The sequence below is a fragment of the Rhizobium sp. NZLR10 genome (assembly GCF_019685125.1).
In the GTDB taxonomy this organism is placed as follows: domain Bacteria; phylum Pseudomonadota; class Alphaproteobacteria; order Rhizobiales; family Rhizobiaceae; genus Rhizobium.
The window spans coordinates 1-21,254 of record NZ_JABDWE010000011.1 but is presented as its reverse complement, the minus strand read 5'-3'; the positions used below and the strand labels follow the sequence as shown (position 1 = coordinate 21,254).

The following is a 21,254-nucleotide window of genomic DNA, read 5'->3' as shown; positions in this document are numbered from 1 at the left end:
TCGATTGATTGGCTATTGATCAGACGGTGGCGCCTGAGACAAAATCCGTGCCCGTAATATTGAGCGTCAAAATACCGGCATCCGTGTGACCTTGGCCGTCGGAGATCTTATAATACTGGATGGTTTCTGTGACGTGATCGCCCGGTGCGATATCTGCTGCCAGATCATAGGTGAATGAGCCGTCGGCCTTGACATGGAACGTACCATAGGTGCCGGCGACGTCGGTGGTTGCGCTCGGGTTGCCGTTGACGTTCGTGCCGGCGAACTGACGGAGGAAGAGATGTCCATTGTCGCCGGGAATGTCGTTGTCGAGCGCATTGCCGCCGATCGGGCTGCCTTCGTTGAAGCTGTAATGGTCGTCGACAGCGATCGGCTTGACCTGAGTGACGCCCTGAATATTCAGGGTGAATAGGCCGACATCGGTATGACCGCTGCCGTCGGAGATCTTGTACGAGACCTTTTCCTGGAGCAATTCACCATTGGTGAAGTTGACCTTCGCAGCAGCGCTCAGAACATAGGTGTAGCTGCCGTCCGGTTTGACGAAGAAGGTGCCGTAGTCGCCCTGGATTTCAGTAACCTGGCTGTTGCCCTGCTTGGCGCCAACGCTCTGCTGGTCGAATGCGCGAAGGAATAGGTGGCCGTTGTCAGATGAATCGTTGCTCAGCAAGTTTCCCGAGATGACGTCGGTTTCCAGAAATGTTGCAGTATCGTCGGTTGCGTGAATAGCCATTGTTGTCTCTCCTTGAATTGATCTTCGCTGGTCAATTTTAACCTTAGCGACGGGTAGGATTAAGGATATGTTAATACACAGAGTCAAGGCTGAGATTAACATGATATGAACATTGGAGCGCCTTATATGCAATAATGGCACACCTACAATCGGGGTAATAGGATGAAACACTGGCAGCTTAGTGCATTAATAATAAGTGAATACGCAGTGTAACGGACGGCTGCATATATTTCTTCAGAATGTAAGGAATTTTATTCTGAGGCAATCAATGGGAATACAGATATTCACTTCCATGTCGATGAAATTGTCAAATAATCACATTGGGCTAGCAATCTCTTTTGATGATTTTGCCGTGTAGTCTCGATACCCATCTCACATCATATTAAGTTCATCACTGTCATTTCCATTGTAGGATACGCTGTAGGGAGAACCTTCGCACTTGTGGCGGCATGATCACAGCAATCCGTCGGGTACGCAAAATGGACTGCTAGCGAACTGACATTCTAGTAAAAATACATATCGTTTGTGCGTTACAACTTTGGCGCCATGAAAAATACATTGAAGACGAAGAAAGTACCCCCTGCGATCAAGAATATCGACAGATAGAAAGAATTTTAGTGTTTCATTTTAGCTGACGGAGAGAGAGGCGGGCTTAGAAGATTTCCATTACCTCCGGGAGATCAGAGCATGACCGTCTACTACGTGAATTCAGCGACAGGATCCGACCACAATAGCGGAACCACGGAGAATTCGGCTTTCGCGACATTGTCCGCCGTCGAGTCACTGAGGCTGAACCCCGGCGACAGCGTGCTGCTTGCTGCCGGAAGCGTGTTCAATGAACAATTCGATTTGAAATACTCCGGAAGCGTCACGGCTCCGATCACGATTGGCAGCTACGGTCTTGGCGACGCACCGGTCATTCACAGCAGCAATGATGGCATCCATGGTTCCAAGGCCTCGAATATCGTTATCGAGAATATCAAGATCGCCGATACTGGGGCGAACGCGATATATGCAGGGAACGTGTCCAACTGGGTCGTGCGGAATGTCGAGGTGACGAATACGGGCCTTGCCGGAAAGCCCGGATCCGTCAGTTTCCAAAGCAGCCAGAACATCACCATCGAGAACAGCACGCTGACCGGTGTCCATTCCGATGGGATTTGGATGGAGAAGGTCAACGGCGTCACCTTGATCAACAACACCGTCACCAACGCCCAGGGAAGCGCGGCAGACGCCATTCAGCTCAACGACAGCAGCAACATTCTCGTCAAGGACAATCATCTGGAGCAGACGCAAACCAACAGCGCCAAAGGTGTCCTGGTGCTGATCCGAGCTCAGGATGCCCTGGTCGAGGGCAACACGCTCATCGGCGGCGGCTTCGGCTTGAGTGCTCAGGCGGGCACCAATATAGCCATCCACGATAACAACATCTCGGGATATGGCGGCTACAGTTGGTCCTATGGCATCGGCCTTGGCGATCAGGGCGATGCGAAAAACTATGACATCAGCGGAAATTATATCCATGGCGGGGTTTATGGGGTTCTGGTCAGCGCCGCCGGCAACCCCGTCTATATTCGCGAGAATATCGATGTTCATGACAACGTTTTTGACGATCTGTCCTCCGCGGCACTTAAGGTCGACCGGCCTGCGTCGGGCTCCTTCCATGATAATATTATAGATAGCGACGTATTGACGCTGACGATGCCGGCCGCAATCGCCGCGCAAAACACGTTCTTTGTTGGTGAGAACAAGACGTTCGAGCAAGCACAGGCCGAGCTCGACAGCGCCGCCGGCAGCACGGATGGTGGTGCGTCGTCGAACCACGAGCAGGCGCCTGCTGAACCGGTGGTCGATCACCCTGCGGAAGTGGCCGCGCCACCGCAACATAGCACCCCGGCGCCTGCGACGGAAACGACGGTCGCGACCGTACCTGCAGTCGCGGCGCCGAAAATTGTCGCAGTCCATGACAACTTGAAGATTTCGACCGATACTGGCAGCGCTTATCACGGCAATCTTCTTGATAACGACAATGCTCTTAACGGAATCGTGCTGCTCCGCCGCTTCGGTGACAGCGCAGTAGATAAGCATGGCCTGACGCTGACCGGGAAATATGGGGTCATCCATGTCGAGAGCGATGGCGACTATACCTATACAGTAGACGTGACGAAACTCGCCGGCCTCAGCGGCAACGTCAGCGAAACCTTCCAGTACAAAATTTCTGACGGCGCTTCGCACATCGACACGGACTCGCTCGGTGTGTCCATCAATGTCGATGCATTCCATTCCAGCCAAGCCGCGCACCTGCTGATCTGAGGCAGGCCAACGCTGAGAGAGCGTCGGACGGTTGTCATCGTCCGACTGACGTTTTCCGGCTTCAACGTTCGATCATGAATTGCTGCCGGCTATCGGAATGGACTAAAGGAACGCTGGAAAAATATTTCAGCCGTTCATAAGCAGAGCGAACTATAGTTTAAATTTATAGTTAATACAACAGTAAGCATCGTGTTTATGGCGCGCGACACGGTCATCGCCTTGAGCCGTAATTGGGCGGTTTGCGATTTTCACTTGCTTAGGCCGGTATATTTAGCGTAGCTTTAACGTAGAACCCCTGAAATCACGCGCTATCAATTGGTTTTTTTGTTGGTCACTTTTCGGTGGGATTCATATAATAGGCTGTGGACTTGCAAGCGGAATTTGGCACCGGTGCCGAGGGTCCAAAGGCAGTCATGTCATTGATCGGGTTTTGATGGACCCGTAGCTGCAGTGCACACTCGCCTTTTGGGTTGTGTGCCATGCGGTATGAGAGGAATATTTCGTGTTTCAGAGTTCGGCAACCGATGTCAGCGAGCCATCCCAAGCTTTGCGGAAGTGCAAAGGCGGGCTTATCTTCATTGGCATAGCTAGCGCGCTTATCAATATCCTTTATCTTACAAGTTCATTTTTTATGCTTGAGGTGTATGACAGAGTCATCCCAAGCAAAAGCATACCGACGCTGACTGCCTTGGCAATACTTGCGTTAACTCTTTACGCCTTCCAGGGAGCGTTCGAAGTTCTCAGAAGCAGAATGCTCGTGCGTGTTGCCGGTGCGCTCGACGAGATGATGAATGGACGTGTGTTCCGGGCGCTCATCAAGGCGCCGTTGAAGGTCAAAATCGGCGGGGACGGGCTTCAGCCGTTGCGCGACTTCGACCAGATCAGAACCTTCCTGTCCGGCATGGGCCCGACGGCGATGTTCGATCTGCCCTGGCTTCCCTTCTATATCGTCATCTGCTTCCTGTTTCATCCAGCGATCGGATATATCGCGATTGGTGGATCTCTGGTTCTGGCCATCTTGACGTTCTTGACCAACCAGGGAACGCGTACGGTTTCAAAACGGCAGTCCGACGCCGCCAATATGCGAAATGCGTTTGCGCAGACCTCGATCCGCAATTCCGAGGTCATTCACGCAATGGGCATGGCGGGCACCATGGCTGAAATCTGGGAACGCAAGAACGGGGAATACCGGGGCATCAACCGGCAAGCATCGGATGTCGGCAACGGATATGCGACCCTTTCGAAGATTTTCCGTATCGCCTTGCAATCGGGAACGCTTGCGACCGGCGCGATCCTGGTCATTCAAGGACAGGCCTCTTCAGGCATCATCATCGCGGGCTCCATTCTGACATCTCGCGCGCTGGCTCCTGTGGAAGCAGCGATCGGAAATTGGCGCGGGTTCGTTTCCGCCCAGCAAAGCTGGGGGCGGCTTGCGAACCTGCTGAAAACCATTCCGGAAATTCCAGCCCCCCTCGCGCTTGCGGCGCCTTCCAAGCAGGTTACGGTCGAGGGACTGGCAAGCGGGCCGCCGGCTGGCCAACGCTTGGTGATTTCCGATGTCAGCTTCGGGCTGAGAGCAGGAAGCGCACTTGGGGTTATCGGTTTCAGCGCCTCGGGCAAGTCATCTTTGGCGCGGGCGATGATGGGCATCTGGCCGACCGCCAGGGGATCCATCCGCCTCGATGGCGCAGCACTCGACCAGTGGGATGGTGACGCGCTTGGCCGGCACATTGGTTATCTGCCGCAGGACGTCGAACTGTTCTCGGGGACCGTCGCGCAGAATATCTGCCGTTTCGCGAAGGATATGTCGCCTGAGACCGTGGTTGCCGCGGCGAGGGCGGCGCGTGTTCACGATCTCATTCTTCGTCTGCCGAATGGTTACGAAACCGAAATCGGTGAAGGGGGGGCAGCGCTTTCGGCCGGCCAGAGACAGCGTATCGCACTGGCAAGAGCGCTTTACGCGGACCCCTTCCTCGTCGTGCTCGACGAACCGAACTCCAATCTCGATGAAGAAGGCGAACGGGCACTGAGTGCCGCGATCATGAGCGTGCGCGCACGCGGCGGCATCGTCGTTGTCATCGCACATCGATCCGGCGTTCTGGCCGTGTGCGACTTCGTGTTGATGATGCAGGACGGCCGGATGATCGCATTCGGTCCCAAGGAGGAAGTTCTGGCACGGGTCAGCCGACCGGAAGCAGCGCGCACACCGATTGAAGCAGCGCGTACACCGATTGCCGAGCGTGTGGCTCAGCTCAAAGTCGTGGTCGACGGCATGAATGCGGCCGAATAGGCCGGAGGGAAAATTTTGAACAAGATTATCAGCGAATCCAAACGTTCCCTCAATCGTCATGTCGCCATTGTCGGCGTGTTGTCGCTAGCTCTCGTTTGCGGCATTGGCGGTTGGGCAGCAACGACGGAACTTTCGAGCGCCGTCATCGGCGAAGGCGTGGTCGTCGTCAATGGTGATGTCAAGAAGGTCCAGCACCTGATCGGTGGTATCGTCTCGAAACTGCTGGTTTCCGAAAATGACCATGTGACGGCTGGACAGGTGTTGATACAGCTCGATGGCACGACGACAAAAGCACAGCTTTCGATCGTCGAGAGCACGCTCGCTCAGCTTTATGCGCGCCGTGCCCGTCTGAAAGCCGAACGGATCGACGCCGAGTCATTCGATGTCGAGGAAAACATCAGTGATCTGACATCCAGCACCGCCGCGCGGGATCTGCTCGACGGCGAGACGAAGTTGTTCGATAGCCGCAGATCGGCGCTGATCGGCATGAAGAGCCAGTTGGCGTCGCGCAAGGATCAGCTGGCCGAGCAGATCAAGGGCTTGGTCGTTCAGATCGACGCCACCAATGATTCCCTAGGCCTGATCGAACAGGAGCTCGAGGGCGTCGATACGCTCTACAAGAAGGGGCTGGTTACGCTCCAGCGTTTGAATGCGCTCAAGCGCGCCCGCGCCGAACTCAAGGGTAACAGCGGCCAGGAAATCGCCGCAAAGGCGGAGGCCGAAGGCAAGGCAATCGAGATCGATCGCCAGTCAATCCAGCTGGACGAGGATCGTCGTTCGGAGATCGCGAAAGAACTGACCGACGTTGAGGCGAAGATCGCCGAGAATGAAGAGCGCCGCGGAACCGCTGTCGATCAACTCCGCCGTCTCGACATTACCGCGCCGCTCAGTGGGCGCGTTCACGAACTCTCTGTTCACACGGTCAATGGCGTCGTCAATCCTGGTGAGACGCTGATGCTCGTCGTTCCCGAAAATGACGATCTGACGGTTCAGGCGAAAGTCGCCACTCGCGATATCGACCAGGTTCACGTCGGCCAGTCCGTCGATGTGCGTTTCAGCGCCTTTGATCAGCGCACGACGCCTGATGTGCGCGGCGAGATCACCTCGATTGCACCTGATATCGTCAAGGATGAGCGGACGGGCATCAGCTATTATCCCCTTCGCGTCAAGCCGGAGGCTGCAAGCATCGCGAAGCTGAAGTCGATAAAGCTCTATCCCGGCATGCCGGCCGAAGTCTTTATCAAGATCGCCGACAGGAACGTCATCTCCTATCTGACGAAGCCGCTGACCGATCAGATGCAGCACGTATTTCGTGAGGAGTGATGGCGCTTGGACCGCGTCGTTGCGAGGGTCCTGACATATGCATTTCCGATCAGCGAGGCCGCATGAGGCCATAGCCGCGTCAAACCCGGCATGAGTGGTCGACTTCAGAAACTTGTAATCCTGCTGCCGCTTGGTTCAAGGAAGGACGCGTGACCTCTGGGCTCCGCCGAGATATGGTTTCTCCATGATACGTTTGCGGCTTTGGAGCACGGTGCCAACTGAGAGACGATCGGTCTATGGATGGCTTCTGCTTTCGGCGTGTCTGGTTATGCTCTCAGCGCCCGAAAGCGGTTATGCCGAAAATTCCCCGCCGATGAAAATAGTAGCCTTCGGAACATCTTTGACGGCCCGCGGGGGGTGGCAATCGTCTCTCGAGACGGCGCTTGCAGCCTGCCTGCAAAGGCCGGTGACGGTCGAGAGCGTCGCAAAGAGTGGCGAGACGTCGCTATGGGCTCTCACCCAGATCGATCGCGTTATTGCCGAGCAGCCGGATATCGTGCTGATCGAGCTTTACGCCAACGATGCGGCATTGCAGCGGTTTGTGTCGCTTGCGCAAAGCCGAAAGGATATCGGCGATATCCTCGACCAGATTCGGCTGCGCCTGCCGCACGCGCGGATCATCGTCATGGCGATGAATCCGTTTTCGGGACTGCGTGGCCTTATCCGCCCCTTTGTCGGCAGCTACATCTCGGCCCATGAGGCGGAGGCCCAGAAACGAGGTCTGGAGTTTGTCGACCACCGGCCCAACTGGCAGCGTCTGACATCGGGGGATCTGGCCGCAGCGATTCCTGATGGTGCCCATCCGCTGCCCGACATTGCTTCCAAAATCATCGTGCCGGAACTTGTCAAACATATCGCCGGCGGCAACTGCAAAGACTGAAGATTCCTGCCTTGCCGATAAAGCGTGTCGCGATCTTTCAGATTCGCTTGTCACGCTTTAGGTCTTTGTTTTTACGCATGTCTTTATCGCAAAACCGCGGCACACTTTTGCGAGACATGCTCTAGGGTCCGCGGGGGGCTTGGGGTCAGACTGTCGCCAGATAGCCTTTAAGGTAGGTGACCAGCGAAGCCCGTCCAACCTCTGACGGGTCCTCGTGAGACGGGCTGTCCAGATCGTCGAGAAGATAGTTTTTGAGATCCTCGTCGGTATGCGCGACATAGATGCCCGGTCGGCCGGCGAGCTGGCCTACCGTGGCAAGCTGATGATCGTTTCGATGCTCGCCAAGCGACGCCTGCCGGGGAACGAGAATGATCGGTTTTCCAAAACGTTTTGCGGTCAGCACCGTGCCAATTCCCGCATGCGAGACGATAACGCTTGCATCGAAAAAGACCCTATCGAAGTCCGCGGGCTCGATATTCTTGATCCATTTCATATTCTGTGGCGTGTAGGTGCCCTTGCCGATTTGCGCCAGAACCGGCTTGGAAAGTTCTTTCGCGAAGGTGTCGACTGCCTTGACGAGGCGATCAAACGGCAGCTGCGTTCCGACGGTGACAAGGATCAAAGGACAGCTCCTGCGTAGTGGGGGCCATCCGGCCGCGACAAATGTTGCCATTGCGTGAGCCAGAGCGACGCGATACGGCCAGCCAATTTTCCCGATAGGGAGAGCTTCTCGACATTGGCGACACTATCGATCCAGATCGTCCGCTTGCCCGTCAGTTTGCCGGCAAGCAGGCAAAAAAGGCCGGGCGCCGCACCTGTGGAGATGACGACGTCGGGCTTGTGTTTGATAACGATGGCGAAGGCGCTGAAAAAGCACCGGATCGACATGGTAATCGAGTCGCGGCTGCAATCGGGAAGGACCAGGCCGTCGCGAATGTCGTATTTGGCAAGCAGCCCTGGGATGGTCGTTGCAAAGACGATATCGCAGCCCTCGAAAGCGCTCCGCATGGCCATCATCTGCTCCCAGTGGCCGCCTCCCGAGGAGGCAGCGAGAACCTTCAATTTTTTCTCAGTCATAGACAGGCATCCCCTATATTTGACCGACGACAAGAGCGAAAAACCGTTCGGTTCGAACAGCAGTTGTGTCAGAGTAATTCAGTGAAAGTCTACCATTCTTGGCCCGGTTGGTTGAATCCATGAAGTTCATCGACGCCGTTACGCATGATGCTTTTGGCTGAAACATAGTAAGGGCCAGAAATTCTCCAAGGGCGTTTGCGCAAACAATATCAGAGGGCGGCATTGGGCTTGTATTCCTGATAGGCATGTCCGAGAATCCCGTTAACCATGCCCGCGCCGCGCAGGATATGCGTGAGAGCCCGCATGCCCCAGTAGGGTGAAATCAAGATCGCCGGCAGCATGACCAGTCCAAGCACGACTCTCGTGGCGCCATAGGCGGCGCGATAAATCCGGCGCTTGAGGTTGCCATGCAGAACCTCGCTGACTGCGAAGGTATTGCCCAGCCGGTACTGTCTTTGCAACACCCATTTCCAGGTCATTCGGTTTGCCGGAATGATGTCATAGACAAGGGCCTTGTCAGCCCAGAAAACCTGCATGCCGCGGCGGATGGCCTGATTGAAGAAAAGATAGTCCGTGCCGCCGGTGAAGCGCATTTTCTCCTCAAAACGAAGATTCCACGAGCGGATCAGGGGATAGTCGAACATGACGTTATTGGAAGCCGCATAACCGATACGCTGGCCGTCCACATTCTTCTTGCGCTCGAATACCCTGGCCTTGATGAAATATTCCGGAGGGTTTTCCGGATAGACCGGCTGGACGGGGCCGTAGACGCAATCGGCGCGGTTTTTCTGGCGAGTCTCCAGCATAGCGTCCAGCCAGCCGTCGACCGGCCATTCGTCATCGTCGAGAAAGCAGAAGAGGTCGGTGCCCGGAGGTGCCGAATCCAGCGCGCGGTTGCGGGCAAAAGGGATGCCCTGGTTTTGCTCGACGACGTAGATCAGATCGTAGGCGCCTGTCTGGCCGAAGCTCTCCACCGTTGCCTTGGCGCTGCCGGCCGCATCATTATCCACGATCACCATGGTGAGATGATATGGGCGGGCGGGGTGCCTGATCTGGCGTGTCATGACGTCAAGCAGCTTGGCGATCCCGTCCAGACGCCGATAGGTCAGCACGCCGACTGCGATCTTCAACGGCGCTGCGCCGACGTCGGTGCCGGCTGCTGAAAGCGGGAAAGTTTCCTGCTGGTTCACGACTGTCCCCTCCGCAGCATATTTCCCAAACGCTTGCGCGCCGCCATCAAGGCTAATTCGGTCGCGGCATCATCGCCGAACGGACCGCCCGCCACCGTGTTGCGCGCTTCGCTCCGGAGCTTCAGCAGCGATGTCGTTTCGGCAATGCCGCCGGCCACCAGGCTCTTGCCGAGCGCCTGCAGCCCGTCGTAGCGGCGTGCCAGTTCCAGCCCTGTGGCGATCATGATCCGCGGGCGCAGCGACTTTGCCCTGCTTGTGCCCGTATAGCGGTTTGAGGCATGAATGCGCTGAAACGTCAGCGGTGTTTCGACGATGGCGCCGCGGCCGAGATAGGCTGCGGCAAATTTGATATAATTGTCGCTGAGAACGACGTCGGTCGCGACGGACATCGGCAATATCTGGGAGAGCAGGCTGCGGCGGAAACTCAAACCCGATGTCGGAACCGGAAGCGAAGGGAATCCGCCATTGCGAAGCGTGTGCCGCTTGTCGAACAGCGTTACTTGAAGCTCTGCAGGAGGCTGGTCACTTTCCTCGGTCGTCACCCGGTCGAAACACCAGTCGATCTCGTTGCGATCGTAGATCTCGGCGATCCGTGCGAGTTTGCCGGGCAAGAACGCATCATCGGCATCCAGGAGAAACAGGATATCGCCGCTTGCCGCCGCGAAGCCTGCATTGAAGCTCGACGCCTGACCACCGTTTTCCTTCAATATCGTCAGAATCCGTTCCCCGTAGGAGGCAAGAATCTCATGGGAATCGTCGGTCGATCCGTCGTCGACCACCACCACTTCGAAGTCCGGATAGGCCTGCGACAGAACGCTGTCTACGCATGGGCGTAGGTACTGACCGTAGTTGAAATTGTTGATTAGCACCGATAGCTTCAATGCGCGGCCTCCTGCGTCAGTTGAGCAGAACGAACGTCTGCCGACGCGTATCGACGAAGTCCGGCGCGGTACCCACGCATGTAGTAGTACTTCCAGATGGCCCAGAACCGCTTCTTCGATCGTGGCAAGGGATAAAGGAGAGCTGCCCGACCCGCCCAGCTGGCGCTCTCAATCCAGGTTCTCAAGGGAACTCCCCCGATCTTTACGCCTTTGGGAATGTCCTCAGCGAAGAGCGCTGGCATCCCATAACCAAGACGTTCTCCACGTTTCTGCACCCAAGCCTCTGTAACGCTAGAGGCCGGAATCCAATGATGAACAACGGCTTCAGCGCAACGATACGTTTTCACACCGCTCCGGGACAGGCGGCTGACGATTTCCGTATCCTCTCCCATCGCAAAAAGACCGCCTGGGAGTGGGCCGATGTCTTCACGGAAACGAACGTCGCTACCAAGCAAATCGCGACGCACCGTAGTGTTTGGACCCCAAATTTTCGTAGGGTCGCAAGGACCACAGGATTCTTGGTCGGCTATGGCGAAGGTTGATCCCATGGGGATCCACTCCAACAGCGGATCCCCTTGGGGATAATGCTCCCAGTTCGGAAGAATTCGCCCACCGAAGATGCCGAAATCAGGGTTGGCCTCAGCGCACGCAGTTATTGCACTCAACCAGTTCGCATCTGCCTCGATGTCATCGTCGGTAAAAACGATCAGCGTTCCCCGAGCTACTGCCAGTGCTGCGTTCATCGCTCCTGATTTTCCTGGGCGGGGGTGATCAACAACAAGCATCGGAAGCTTCTTCTCATATTGATCGAGAAGCTTATGGGTTTCATCTTTACTGTTGTTGTTCACGGCAATCAGTTCCCATTGTTCGAACGGGAGGTTTTGCCCCATCATGGAATCCAGCATCTGTTGAAGCCGTCTACTGGCGCCGTTAAAGGACGAAAATATGACGCTAATTCTTGGATCCGTCATCAAAACCATCCGCCTGCTGAAGTGCGAAAAATCTGACCCCTGCCTATATCGCTGGAGCCTCTCCTGTCGACGCTTCGGTCCAATACTGTCATTGGTCAGCACCAACCTGAGAGCTGATCGCACTATTTGACGCAGATCGCTGCTTGAGAAATTGGCGAAGGATCCCCTGTCTCACGGACTGTGCCCAGAGCAATTTGAAACGGACGCCACTTAGCGGAAATCCCTTCAAAACGAAGCTTGCCGGCGCCATGAGAAGCCATCGCAAAGCGCTACCGATCGGAAGACCGCTTATTTTCGTTTTGCCGTCGAACAGGTTCGGCCGAATGATAACCAAGCCCATGCCATAGCGCTCGCCACGCCGCAAAACCCAGCCTTCGTTCACATAGCCCTTCCTTACAATGTGGCGAACCCTGGGGCGCCGCGAATGATAGGCTCTGGCTCCATCCTTCTCTAGCCTCAGAGCGAAAGCGGTGTCCTCACCCATCGGAAATTGAGCGACAGTGGCGTCCGGACCGAGGCCGTCGTGAACTATATAGCCAGGACCTAAAATGGAACGGCGGAAGGCAGAATTCGGCCCTGATATCAATGCCGCGGAAATCGGCCCCTCGGGAAGGTCGTCATTTAGGGCATAAAGAATCCCCAGATGCCCATACTTCATCAACCACGGCTCAGGTCTTTCCTCCCATTCGGGCGTGATCAAGCCACCGAATATGCTGAACTGCGGCTGCTCATCTGCCAAGGTGAGAAATTGCTCGATCCAACTTGGTTCGGGAATGACGTCGTCATCAGTTAAGATAACAAGTTCGCCCTCCAAATGGCGGAAGCCCAAAGTCAATGCGTGTTGCTTGCCCTGCCTAGGCTCAAAATAAACTTCTAACGGAAGCCGATTTTGATAGGACTTCAAGACTTCCATCGTTTGGTCTTGGCTATTGTTGTCGACAGCAACGATCTTCCATTCGTCCTTCGGCAAGGTTGAAGCGCATAATGCATCAAGCATCGTTGGCAGAGTCTTCGCGCCATTGTAAGTAGAGAAAAGTATTGTAATCTTGACTTTGCTCATTTCATGCTCCGAACGCCGTTGTATTCCATAAGCAGTCACGCTTTCGGACGGATCGATTTGTTGTGCAGATTCGGTTCACGCCTTGCCAAAGAATTCGCGCCTGTAACCGCCCCCAACCATCCTCAGCTTACGAAAATTGCGCAACAAGCGTCTGGGTTTTAGAAGTACGCCGCGATTCAGGAAGTATTGCCGCATCAGACTCGGCGCTCGGCTGTGCGAGCCGCCGTGGGCAACCCGATAGACGGCGCCTCTGAATGGAAGTTTGGCCAGCGGCGATCCACGTTGCGCAAGGATATTCGCAATGCGCACATGGCTGCCCAGCATCGATTTGATCCAATCGAGCGACGCATCCTCAAACCGCAGCGGTACTTCATAGAGATCGGCACGAATGATCAGAGATGTACCACAAAGATGGCTGAAGTCGTCGTGGCCAAGCAGGAAACCGCCACCATCGTCCCAGATGTAACCCTGGTCGATCATCCACCCATTGGCATCTCGGTTTTCCGATACGTGTTGAACGATCCGGGAGCTGACGAAATCATCGTCATCAACAATCATGAAAAAGCGGCTGTCTGCCGCATTCAACATGCCGCTCAGAACACGCCGGCCTTTGTCAGTCCGAAAGGCATCGAGGAAGTCCTCCTTGCTACCTTTTCCGAGTTCGTGCATGTCATTCGGTGGAAACGTCACGCGAACGGCGGAAAATTTTTCTGGCAGATCAGGTAGATCGGCGCCTTCGTTCGCCACGATGATCCCGCGCCAGTCCCCATTGGTCTGATTGGAAATGGAGGCCACCGTCTGGCTGAGATTAGCCTTCAGTTTGGCCCAATCGCGGGCATTGTCCTGATGGCGGACCGGTATAATGAAGGTGACAAGTGGCATCGAATTCTCCCTACGCCCGCAAGCTCACAGCTTCTTTTCGACCGGCATGGTCAATCGCCGCCTGGTGACGCGCCCATTCGATCCCGTCGTCGAGCGAGGTTGCCTTGTATGAAAGATCCGTTCCGCCGGAGAAAGCATTCATGAAGCGGCGAATTTTTCCGTAGCTGTTGTCCAGCACGGCGTGTGGGCGGCCGAGCAGCAACGAGCAAATATGGACGTGCAGACGATCGGTGACGATTGCGCGAGCACGCGAGATCTGACTGATGCCGCGCTCGAAACGGTTATGCGCTGCGGCGTCCAGCCGCCGCAATGCAACTTCGCTTGGCTTCAATGCGAGATAGGCCGACGCTACTCCGAGCTTCTTGGCGATATCCACCTTCCGTTTCGACTCCGTGATCCAGTCTTCCACAGGAATGTCGGAAGGAATGTTGCGATCGATGCCGCCGACCCGTTCTGCGTCCTCTCTCAACATGGCGAGAACGGGAATCTGGGTTGCCCTGTCCGGAAGTGGGCCGATGGCAAAGGCCATATCCGGGCATAGCCGCACGGTGCAGTCGAAGTGTTTTTCGGAAAATTCCTTCGATTCTTCGTCTCGCACGAGCAGCACGAAATTCTTGTGGCGACCGATTGCCCGTTTGGACTGCTCGATGCGCTCAGGCGAACTATAGTGGATCGACTGCGGGAACTGAATGATCTGCCGATCGGGAAAACGCTCCATGATCGCTTCTCGGAAATCCTGGTGGGCAACCCAGATATCGCCGAAATTGCCGCCGCCGTGAATGAAGATCGGGCCGGTGGGAACTCGCCGTTTCAGTTCTTCGGCTGAGAAGTCGTGCAGCCTGGAAACATAGTCAGGGCGTTTGCCGAAGCGATCCTTGAGATAGGCCATCTCACCCAGCCAGATCGCCGAGTCGCCGCAATTGCGGATGTCGGGGAAGTCTAGGATCGCGAGCGGCTCTTCGCGCGAGACATAGTCCTTCAGGCAATCATGGATCATGCCATTGAGTTTTGAGATCAGCTCAGATCTGGATAGGCTGGTCATTCTGCCTCACTTGTTAATGTTCGTTTTAGCTTTAAGCCGACTTGGGAACGGCCATACGTTTGGCCTTCGACAGGAACTTGGCAAAGATACGCTGAACTTCGGTTTCCGGGCCATTTGGCTTGTTCATTGCGAGCCAAAGGACAAAGCTGGAACCGACATAGAGAATACCGCCCGTGATGACCAGAATGGCCAGGTGAAGGGCCAAGGCCAGCTTGTCGACGGGAGCGCTCATGATATGCGACAATCCCCAGATGCCGGCGGCCATCAGCGCCACGCTGGCAAGCGCGCGGAAGTTTGCCGCGAGCTGCTGGAAGAACGGCAGATTGATTAAGCGCTTGACGAGAAGCATGTTGACAACGGTGGAAATCAGACCCGTCAACACGCGCGCATAAACGACGCCCGGAAGCCCGGCCATCATGAGACCGGCGATGATGATGGGAATGCGAACCACCAGCATTTGCGTGTCGCGGATAAACAGCATCTTGGTATGGCCCTTCGCCATGCCCAGGGGCTGGACGAGCGAGCCAAGGGTCTGCAGGGCGAAAACCGATGCAAGTGCCTGGACGATGAAGATCGCAGGAGCCCACTTCTCTCCCAACGCAAGCCGCATCATCGGATCAGCCACAACAGCCATGCCGATTCCGGCCGGAAGCGCCACCGCAGCCATCAGGGCCTGTGCGCGCTGATAGGCTGCGACAAGCCGGACCGGGTCGTTCCGGACTTTCGAAAAGCCCGGATAAATCGTCTGATTCAACGGCGCGGTAGCCTCGCGCGTCGGCAGCGTCGAAAGAGTATTGCCGACCGTATAATGACCAAGCTGCGTGGCGCCCAGCATCTTACCGATCAGCAGATACTCGATCCGCCAGTTCAGCGTGTTGACGATCTGGCCGGCCGTCAGCCACACCGAGAAGGAAAACAATTCGCGGGCATGGCGGAAGGTTATGCGCGGCCAGAACGGCAAAACGGTGTAGGACACGATGATATTCGTCACCTGATAGGCAAGGGTGCCGATGACGAGAGCCCAATAGCTCTGGTAAATGGCGGCAATTGCCACGGTCACGACGAAACCGACCAGCTTCTGCGAGACGTTCAGCACGAACTCCTGCCAGAAGATCAGATCGCGCTGGAGCATGACGCGGCGGGGATTGGCGAGACCGCTGAGGAGCAGGCTGAAACTCAAGGCAAGCATCACGCTCGTCAAACGAGGTTCATTATAAAACTCGGCGATAGGATAAGAGCTAGCGGCAAACACCAGCGCCAATATCGCGCTTCTCGTTACGCTTAATGTCCAAACCGCACTGAAGTGAGTTTCGCCGGGAGATTCATGGCGAATAAGCGCTTGACCAAGCGAAAGTTCGGTGACGGAGCTCAAGATGACCTGGATCGTTGTTGCAATCGCGACGAGACCGAAGTCAGACGGCACGAGGTACCACGCCAGCACAAAGGTGCTGAGCGCGGAAAGCGCGTTGACGATAGCGCGGGACAGACTCAGCCATATGCTGCCCCGGATCATCCGGTCGGCTACATTCTTCATGAGCGATCGGCTCCGTACGTAGTGGGCTTCGAGCATCGAAGCGGGTTGAGCACCCGCCGAAAACACTTGGGCACCTTGCTGGCGCAGAGGGTATTGATGAAGTTAGAAAGCATCATGCCTTATGCCTCGTCACGAAAGCGATTGCGACCTCAAAGGGCGCTTGCCGTTTTCTTGGAAAAATCCTGCTTCAGCCGATTCAGTTCGACCAGCATTCTTTCGTGTGCTCTTACAATAGCCTCATCCGTGCTGAGCTGGCCCGGCTTCTCTCCAACCCGCTGTAACGTCTTGACTGTCGATCCGAAGACATAATTGCCGGTGACCTGCAGAATGCGGCGGCGGCGAAACGTTATGTTCTTCCAAAGATAGCCATGCTTCCGCACCCGCGACGCTCCTGCCTCGACGAGGTTTGACGGGCCGATCGGGTCGAAATCGATCTCCAGATCGAGCGCGCTAGCCCAATCATGCCACTTGGCTCGATTTTCAAGGGCAATCGGGCGAATCGCTCGCCAAGGAACGCGAAGCGCATCCGATATAATGCAGCCATGCATCGCTTCCGATACGACTTTATGTGATGCGCTGATTTCGGTCAGGACTTTTTCCACCGACCAGCGCGGATCGATGTAGTGGATACCGGCGAGATCGCAGACCCTATCCCAGCTGCCGTGCATGGCGCTTTCATAATGCGGCATGAACGAGACGGGATAACGCTTCTCGACGCTTTTTGCATCCCAGCAACTGCGGGTGAGGATGCCCGAATCGCCGATGGCGTAGCTCGGATCGATGCCGAGGATCTCGGCGGTCTTCTTTCCGCGGACGAAATAGAATGTCCAGTTGCGATCGACTTTCGGCGGGTTGGTGTAGCCGCCATAACCCGAGCCGAAGACAATCTTCTGCATGTTCGGATCGAAATTGTCGTAGAGGATCGAACCGATGCCGAGAAAGAGCTGACCGTCGTCATCGTCGAAGAAGCCGGGCAGAAGACGCTCCCAGAGCCAATGGTTGAGTTCGTCGCCGAAATTCTCGTGTTTCCCGCGGTAGGCAAACATCTTCATCGTGCTTCTCCAGTCGGCAAGTGCTTGACGATCGAGACCGTCTCGTCTTCGCGTGCCATGCGTCCGTAACGCGAAATGATCTCGATATCGCTGCGGATTATCTTTGCCGGATTGCCCGCGACCAGCGAGCGCGGTGGAACACTCTTGGTCACCACCGAGCCCGAGCCGATGACGCATTCGTCGCCGATTTCAACACCGGGCAAAATGATGCTGCGGGCGCCGATGAAGCAGCGTCTGCCGATTCTCGTGTGAAGATAGAGCCCGCGCGTGAGGTCGTGGGTCAGGATCGCCGCCTCAAAGGCGACATAGGTTTCCGCGCCGATATGCAATCCCTTCGGATTGGTCTTGTCGAACCGCACGCTCAGGGAAAAGCTGGCCGTCGGATCGATGTCCATTCCCCAGAACTTCGTATAGTAGAGCCATTTGGCCTTCACAATTCCGTTCCGCAGCGGCCGAAATACGTTCAGTCCCCACTTCGGCTTTTTTCCTGTCTGCACCATCAAGTCCGACCCCGGCTGGAAAATTCGTCTAGCACGGAACTGTAATAGTCCTCGAGCATCCCCGTCTGACGACGTAAGTCAAAGCGCTCGGCCACCAGAAGCGGTGCCCGCGCGCTAAAGGCTGTCCACAGGGCCTGGTCATTGAGCAGCCTTCCGACTGCTTCGGCCATTCCTGCGACATCCCGCTCCTCCACGAGACAACCAGTTTTCCCCTCTTCGATCGCTTCGCCCACGCCTCCCGAGCGAAATGCGACGACCGGAGTTCCCACGGCTTCGGCCTCGAGATTGGCCAGGCCGAAAGCTTCAGCGTGACCATTATCGAGGGTCACGCTTCCATGGAGATAAAGCTCCGCACTGGCGAGCAGATCCCTTATCTCAGTCTGCGACAGATTTTCATGGATCGTGACGCTTGGCAAGGAACGACGCGCCAGTGCTTCGATTTCCTCCTTCAAAGGACCCTGGCCGACCATGACGAATTCGACCGGAGTGCCGGCGGCCGCCACGCGTGCCAGCGCGTCGATCATGAAGCGGTGGCCCTTATAGTCGACGAAGCGGGCAATGGAAACCACCAGCCCTTTTTTTCGTGGACGTGGCTCCATTTTGAACAGATCGAGATCGATGCCGATATGATGGCGATAGACGCGGTCGGCGCGAAAGCCGAGCGCCAGCAGCCGATCGCGGATGAAATCGGAAACGGCGATATTCCAGCTGTTCCAGCCAGCCATCTCGCTCCGGCCCTTGGCAAAAAAGCGCACCTGATTGAAGCCGCCCGGCTTTTTCGGGTCACCGCCATAGGTGGCGTCGAACCCGTGGAATGTCGTGACCAGCGGCTTGCCGGCGGCGCGCGCCAGGGGGCCGATGACATAACCGTTCTTGCCGAAATGGGCGTGAACGAGATCGGCCTGGCCGATCGCCGGAAAGAGAAAGGGAAGGCCGATCTGCGGAATTTTCAGAAGCAGTTCGCCGGCCCGCGCAACGGGAGACCGACGGATGTCATGAACCGGGATAGTGGATTTTTTGGTGTGGGCGGACGGAATTCGCGTGCCGGCAAGAATTTCAGCTTCGAAAGAACGAAATGCTACCGCCTGATTGAGAACAAATGCCTGGCTGGCAGGCAAAAATTTTTCCACGTAAATAACGGCTTTTCTCATGAATCTGTCGACGTCTCCGTTGTCTTGCCCATCACATCGCCTCTATTGCCCGCCTGATGCCATTAACCGCACTTCTCGGCGCATTGTTGTCGTCATAAAGATTAACGCGCTTTGCGCAGGCTGCGTCGGGAGCGGCTTCGTTCTCAATGCGCTCGCCGTATTTTTCCGACATGCCCCATACTGTCACGCCTTTCAAGTCGCCACGCTCGGCCGCCACAGTGATCACATCACCGAAAATATCCGCGTATGACGTCGGCGAAAAGCCTTTGTCGCGGTTCAGGAACTGGCAGGAGGCATCAAGCTCGGTGATGAACACGCCGACCCCCATGTCCTTCAGCGCCGCGCAGAAGCGCCCCATTCCTTCCGGATCGATCCGGTCGAGGCCGGGACGGAAATGCGCCTGCAGCCCCACCGCATTGATCGGCGATTTCCGGGCGACGAGATCCTCAACGATTCTCAGGATACGCGCGCGCTTCTGTTCGAACACGTCGGATTTTTTCTCCAGATGCGTTTCGTTCAGCACCAGCATTGCGCCGGGATTTGCCTCATGTGCCATATCGAAGCTCATACGGATATAGTCGTCGCCAAGAAGGCGTCGGAAAACACAATCTCGCAGATCCGGCGCATCATATTCCAACGGCTCGTTCACCACATCCCAAGCGTCGATTGAGTTCTTATAGCGAGTGACAACCTGTTTTATGTGACGGTTCATCGTCGCCTGAATCGCCTTCGCGTCGGTGATGTCCGACACCCACTCCGGGACGCGATACCAGATCAGCGTATGGCCATAAACCCTCATGTTGTTTTTTTGCGCAAATGCAACCATCCGGTCCGCATTCCTGAAACTGAAAACACCGGGCCTCTTTTCCGTCGCATTCCACTTCAGTTCGTTTCGCGGCGTTATTGAATTGACGTTATTGATGTATATCTCGGAAGCAATTGGATCGCTGATATTTTGCAGGTCGATTGCCGATCCGAATCGGAACGCCTTGCCGTCGGCAAGGGCGCGCAGCCCTCCCGCTGAAGGCACCTGTGCCAGGACGTGGCCCGCATTGGCATACAACAGGGCGAGCGGAACCGAGGCGAGGAAACGTCTTCTATTCATTTTATCTCTCACGGTTGGCTTTTTTGATGTCCGCGGCCAAATTTAGAGGGCCAGGCTCGTCGGCAACGCGGCATTCGCGTTCAATTCAACGGAGTAATTCAACCCTAAATATACTTTCGCCGTAGGGGATATTGTCAGTGTGTGCTAGACTTTTCAGCCGGCGCCACGATATAAACTGTTCTGGAGGGCGCTGGTGATGGAAGATTGGTTTAGCTATCTGATAAGCTGTTTTCATATGGCATTGCAAAATGCCGTTTTTTTTATGACGACCATTCGAAACGATCTATTTCTTCTCGATGCCCGACAATTCTCGGCGCTCGTTCTCGGTGTCACCGGCGTCATTTTTCTGTCGTTCGCAGCGCTTGTCAGGCTGTCGGGGCGGCTGCGTCGATCGGAGGCCGCCATTCGCTCGCTGAACGAAGACCTTGAGCAAGTCACGCAGGACCTCAATGTCGAGCGTGTCTGGCGCTTGGCGGGCGGGGACAGCACCGAACGGCCGAGTGCGGACAGTTTGAAAGAGCTTTACGAGATTTTGGCCAGGCATCACGACGATGCAAGTTACATGGCGTGAGAAGTCGGCGCATAATCTCAGCTGACCCTAATGCGGATGTTCCTGACTTTGTGCCGGTGCCTTGGCATCGGCAGGAATGGATGCCGGCCGCAGGTCGGTCCCGACCGTCGGCTCGGGCGATCGAAGCCATGCTCTCTCGGAAAAATAGTTTCTCGTTCTTTTCTGGGGTCCCGAAGTGGCATCCAGGGCTAGCGTAAAATTATACCGCCCAGGATTGAGCACTTCGCGGCTGAAATTGATGCTGGCTCCAAAGCCGTCTTCCTTGATGTCCCTCAGATTTTTGATCGCGTTCAGCGTCTCGTGAAAATCGAGCCATTGCGGTTGCCGCAACATGGTTTCGAAAATTCGCAGAATGTTGGGATCGAGCTGACCATTTTGATCCGTCTCGGGATTGATGATTTTCACCCGCATGTTGTTGATCGCGCCGGTGGCGTCGCCGCGAACGATGACGAAGATGGAGCTCGGAAGCTGATCCTTCTCCCGCTTGCCGCTATGCTCGAAAATGCATTCGAACGTATCGGCGTCGAAGCTTGCCGCCGCCCAATCGCTGGTTTCGATGCCGGCATTGCGCAGCGCCGCACACATTGCAGGCCCGGATATCCGCCATGTCCGCAGAAAAGTCGACGCGGTCTGTGCCACCGGCGGTTCGATGATATGCAATGGAAACGTGAAGGTGGCTGGGGGCGTCGGGCGGGGCAGGGG

The 21,254-nt window shown here is 55.9% G+C and carries 20 protein-coding genes; 5 read left to right on the top strand and 15 right to left on the bottom strand.

Annotated features, from left to right (window positions below):
- Window positions 1-19: 19 nt before the first annotated feature.
- Window positions 20-730, bottom strand: a complete 711-nt coding sequence (locus tag HJB82_RS17480) for an Ig-like domain-containing protein (protein WP_207581458.1) — start codon at window positions 728-730, stop codon at window positions 20-22.
- Window positions 731-1,417: 687 nt separating this feature from the next.
- Here HJB82_RS17480 and HJB82_RS17475 point away from each other — a divergent pair.
- From HJB82_RS17475 to HJB82_RS17460, 4 genes are all read left to right on the top strand, one after another.
- Entirely contained in the window at window positions 1,418-3,043 is a 1,626-nt protein-coding gene (locus HJB82_RS17475) for a right-handed parallel beta-helix repeat-containing protein (protein ID WP_221117520.1), read from the top strand.
- 502 nt (window positions 3,044-3,545) lie between these two features.
- On the top strand, window positions 3,546-5,333 hold the full coding sequence (locus HJB82_RS17470) for a type I secretion system permease/ATPase (protein ID WP_221117519.1): 1,788 nt from the start codon (window positions 3,546-3,548) through the stop codon (window positions 5,331-5,333).
- A gap of 15 nt (window positions 5,334-5,348) precedes the next feature.
- The gene (locus tag HJB82_RS17465) at window positions 5,349-6,656 is read left to right on the top strand and encodes an HlyD family type I secretion periplasmic adaptor subunit (protein ID WP_207581456.1); all 1,308 of its coding nucleotides are present in this window, start codon (window positions 5,349-5,351) and stop codon (window positions 6,654-6,656) included.
- A 184-nt stretch (window positions 6,657-6,840) separates the two neighbouring features.
- Window positions 6,841-7,536, top strand: coding sequence for an SGNH/GDSL hydrolase family protein (locus HJB82_RS17460; protein WP_207581455.1), 696 nt, complete (start codon window positions 6,841-6,843; stop codon window positions 7,534-7,536).
- Between the two features lie 145 nt (window positions 7,537-7,681).
- On the opposite strand, the gene HJB82_RS17455 is transcribed toward HJB82_RS17460, so the two are convergent.
- The 13 genes from HJB82_RS17455 to HJB82_RS17395 form a co-directional block, all read right to left on the bottom strand.
- Window positions 7,682-8,158, bottom strand: coding sequence for a glycosyltransferase (locus HJB82_RS17455; protein ID WP_207581454.1), 477 nt, complete (start codon window positions 8,156-8,158; stop codon window positions 7,682-7,684).
- Entirely contained in the window at window positions 8,155-8,613 is a 459-nt protein-coding gene (locus tag HJB82_RS17450; protein WP_207581453.1) for a glucuronosyltransferase, read from the bottom strand. The genes HJB82_RS17455 and HJB82_RS17450 overlap by 4 nt, the downstream gene beginning before the upstream one ends.
- Window positions 8,614-8,822: 209 nt before the next feature.
- Entirely contained in the window at window positions 8,823-9,803 is a 981-nt protein-coding gene (locus tag HJB82_RS17445; protein WP_221140801.1) for a glycosyltransferase family 2 protein, read from the bottom strand.
- The gene (locus HJB82_RS17440) at window positions 9,800-10,684 is read right to left on the bottom strand and encodes a glycosyltransferase family 2 protein (RefSeq protein ID WP_221140799.1); all 885 of its coding nucleotides are present in this window, start codon (window positions 10,682-10,684) and stop codon (window positions 9,800-9,802) included. Before HJB82_RS17440 ends, HJB82_RS17445 begins: the two co-directional genes overlap by 4 nt.
- Window positions 10,681-11,655, bottom strand: coding sequence for a glycosyltransferase family 2 protein (locus HJB82_RS17435; RefSeq protein ID WP_221140797.1), 975 nt, complete (start codon window positions 11,653-11,655; stop codon window positions 10,681-10,683). Before HJB82_RS17435 ends, HJB82_RS17440 begins: the two co-directional genes overlap by 4 nt.
- An 88-nt stretch (window positions 11,656-11,743) precedes the next feature.
- The gene (locus tag HJB82_RS17430) at window positions 11,744-12,715 is read right to left on the bottom strand and encodes a glycosyltransferase (RefSeq protein ID WP_221140795.1); all 972 of its coding nucleotides are present in this window, start codon (window positions 12,713-12,715) and stop codon (window positions 11,744-11,746) included.
- 75 nt (window positions 12,716-12,790) lie between these two features.
- Window positions 12,791-13,597 carry a glycosyltransferase family 2 protein gene (locus HJB82_RS17425; RefSeq protein ID WP_221140793.1) on the bottom strand — a complete coding sequence of 269 codons (807 nt, stop codon included), beginning with the start codon at window positions 13,595-13,597 and terminating at the stop codon, window positions 12,791-12,793.
- 10 nt (window positions 13,598-13,607) lie between these two features.
- Window positions 13,608-14,639 (bottom strand): polysaccharide pyruvyl transferase family protein, encoded by a 1,032-nt coding sequence (locus tag HJB82_RS17420; protein WP_221140791.1) that lies wholly within the window; start codon window positions 14,637-14,639, stop codon window positions 13,608-13,610.
- Window positions 14,640-14,670: 31 nt separating this feature from the next.
- Window positions 14,671-16,173 (bottom strand): lipopolysaccharide biosynthesis protein, encoded by a 1,503-nt coding sequence (locus HJB82_RS17415; protein WP_221140906.1) that lies wholly within the window; start codon window positions 16,171-16,173, stop codon window positions 14,671-14,673.
- Between the two features lie 149 nt (window positions 16,174-16,322).
- On the bottom strand, window positions 16,323-17,225 hold the full coding sequence (gene pssM, locus HJB82_RS17410; protein WP_221140782.1) for an exopolysaccharide glucosyl ketal-pyruvate-transferase: 903 nt from the start codon (window positions 17,223-17,225) through the stop codon (window positions 16,323-16,325).
- Entirely contained in the window at window positions 17,222-17,725 is a 504-nt protein-coding gene (locus HJB82_RS17405; RefSeq protein WP_007630830.1) for a DapH/DapD/GlmU-related protein, read from the bottom strand. The genes pssM and HJB82_RS17405 overlap by 4 nt, the downstream gene beginning before the upstream one ends.
- Complete coding sequence (locus HJB82_RS17400; RefSeq protein WP_221140780.1) at window positions 17,725-18,876, bottom strand: glycosyltransferase; 1,152 nt, start codon at window positions 18,874-18,876, stop codon at window positions 17,725-17,727. Before HJB82_RS17400 ends, HJB82_RS17405 begins: the two co-directional genes overlap by 1 nt.
- Before the next feature lie 31 nt (window positions 18,877-18,907).
- Complete coding sequence (locus HJB82_RS17395) at window positions 18,908-19,981, bottom strand: endo-1,4-beta-xylanase (protein WP_207581445.1); 1,074 nt, start codon at window positions 19,979-19,981, stop codon at window positions 18,908-18,910.
- Between the two features lie 196 nt (window positions 19,982-20,177).
- On the opposite strand from HJB82_RS17395, the gene HJB82_RS17390 reads away from it, so the two are divergent.
- The gene (locus tag HJB82_RS17390; RefSeq protein ID WP_221117536.1) at window positions 20,178-20,552 is read left to right on the top strand and encodes a hypothetical protein; all 375 of its coding nucleotides are present in this window, start codon (window positions 20,178-20,180) and stop codon (window positions 20,550-20,552) included.
- Window positions 20,553-20,579: 27 nt separating this feature from the next.
- Here the strand turns inward: HJB82_RS17390 and HJB82_RS17385 are convergent.
- The coding region (locus HJB82_RS17385; protein ID WP_221140778.1) for a DUF6030 family protein at window positions 20,580-21,254 on the bottom strand (675 nt) is incomplete at its 5' end.

Coding starts and splice junctions, on each gene's coding strand:
- HJB82_RS17480 (WP_207581458.1), bottom strand. CDS start 730: ATGGCTATTCACGCAACCGACGATACTGCAACATTTCTGGAAACCGAC.
- HJB82_RS17475 (WP_221117520.1), top strand. CDS start 1,418: ATGACCGTCTACTACGTGAATTCAGCGACAGGATCCGACCACAATAGC.
- HJB82_RS17460 (WP_207581455.1), top strand. CDS start 6,841: ATGATACGTTTGCGGCTTTGGAGCACGGTGCCAACTGAGAGACGATCG.
- HJB82_RS17450 (WP_207581453.1), bottom strand. CDS start 8,613: ATGACTGAGAAAAAATTGAAGGTTCTCGCTGCCTCCTCGGGAGGCGGC.
- HJB82_RS17435 (WP_221140797.1), bottom strand. CDS start 11,655: ATGACGGATCCAAGAATTAGCGTCATATTTTCGTCCTTTAACGGCGCC.
- HJB82_RS17430 (WP_221140795.1), bottom strand. CDS start 12,715: ATGAGCAAAGTCAAGATTACAATACTTTTCTCTACTTACAATGGCGCG.
- HJB82_RS17425 (WP_221140793.1), bottom strand. CDS start 13,597: ATGCCACTTGTCACCTTCATTATACCGGTCCGCCATCAGGACAATGCC.
- HJB82_RS17420 (WP_221140791.1), bottom strand. CDS start 14,639: ATGACCAGCCTATCCAGATCTGAGCTGATCTCAAAACTCAATGGCATG.
- HJB82_RS17415 (WP_221140906.1), bottom strand. CDS start 16,173: ATGAAGAATGTAGCCGACCGGATGATCCGGGGCAGCATATGGCTGAGT.
- pssM (WP_221140782.1), bottom strand. CDS start 17,225: ATGAAGATGTTTGCCTACCGCGGGAAACACGAGAATTTCGGCGACGAA.
- HJB82_RS17405 (WP_007630830.1), bottom strand. CDS start 17,725: ATGGTGCAGACAGGAAAAAAGCCGAAGTGGGGACTGAACGTATTTCGG.
- HJB82_RS17400 (WP_221140780.1), bottom strand. CDS start 18,876: ATGAGAAAAGCCGTTATTTACGTGGAAAAATTTTTGCCTGCCAGCCAG.
- HJB82_RS17395 (WP_207581445.1), bottom strand. CDS start 19,981: ATGAATAGAAGACGTTTCCTCGCCTCGGTTCCGCTCGCCCTGTTGTAT.
- HJB82_RS17390 (WP_221117536.1), top strand. CDS start 20,178: ATGGAAGATTGGTTTAGCTATCTGATAAGCTGTTTTCATATGGCATTG.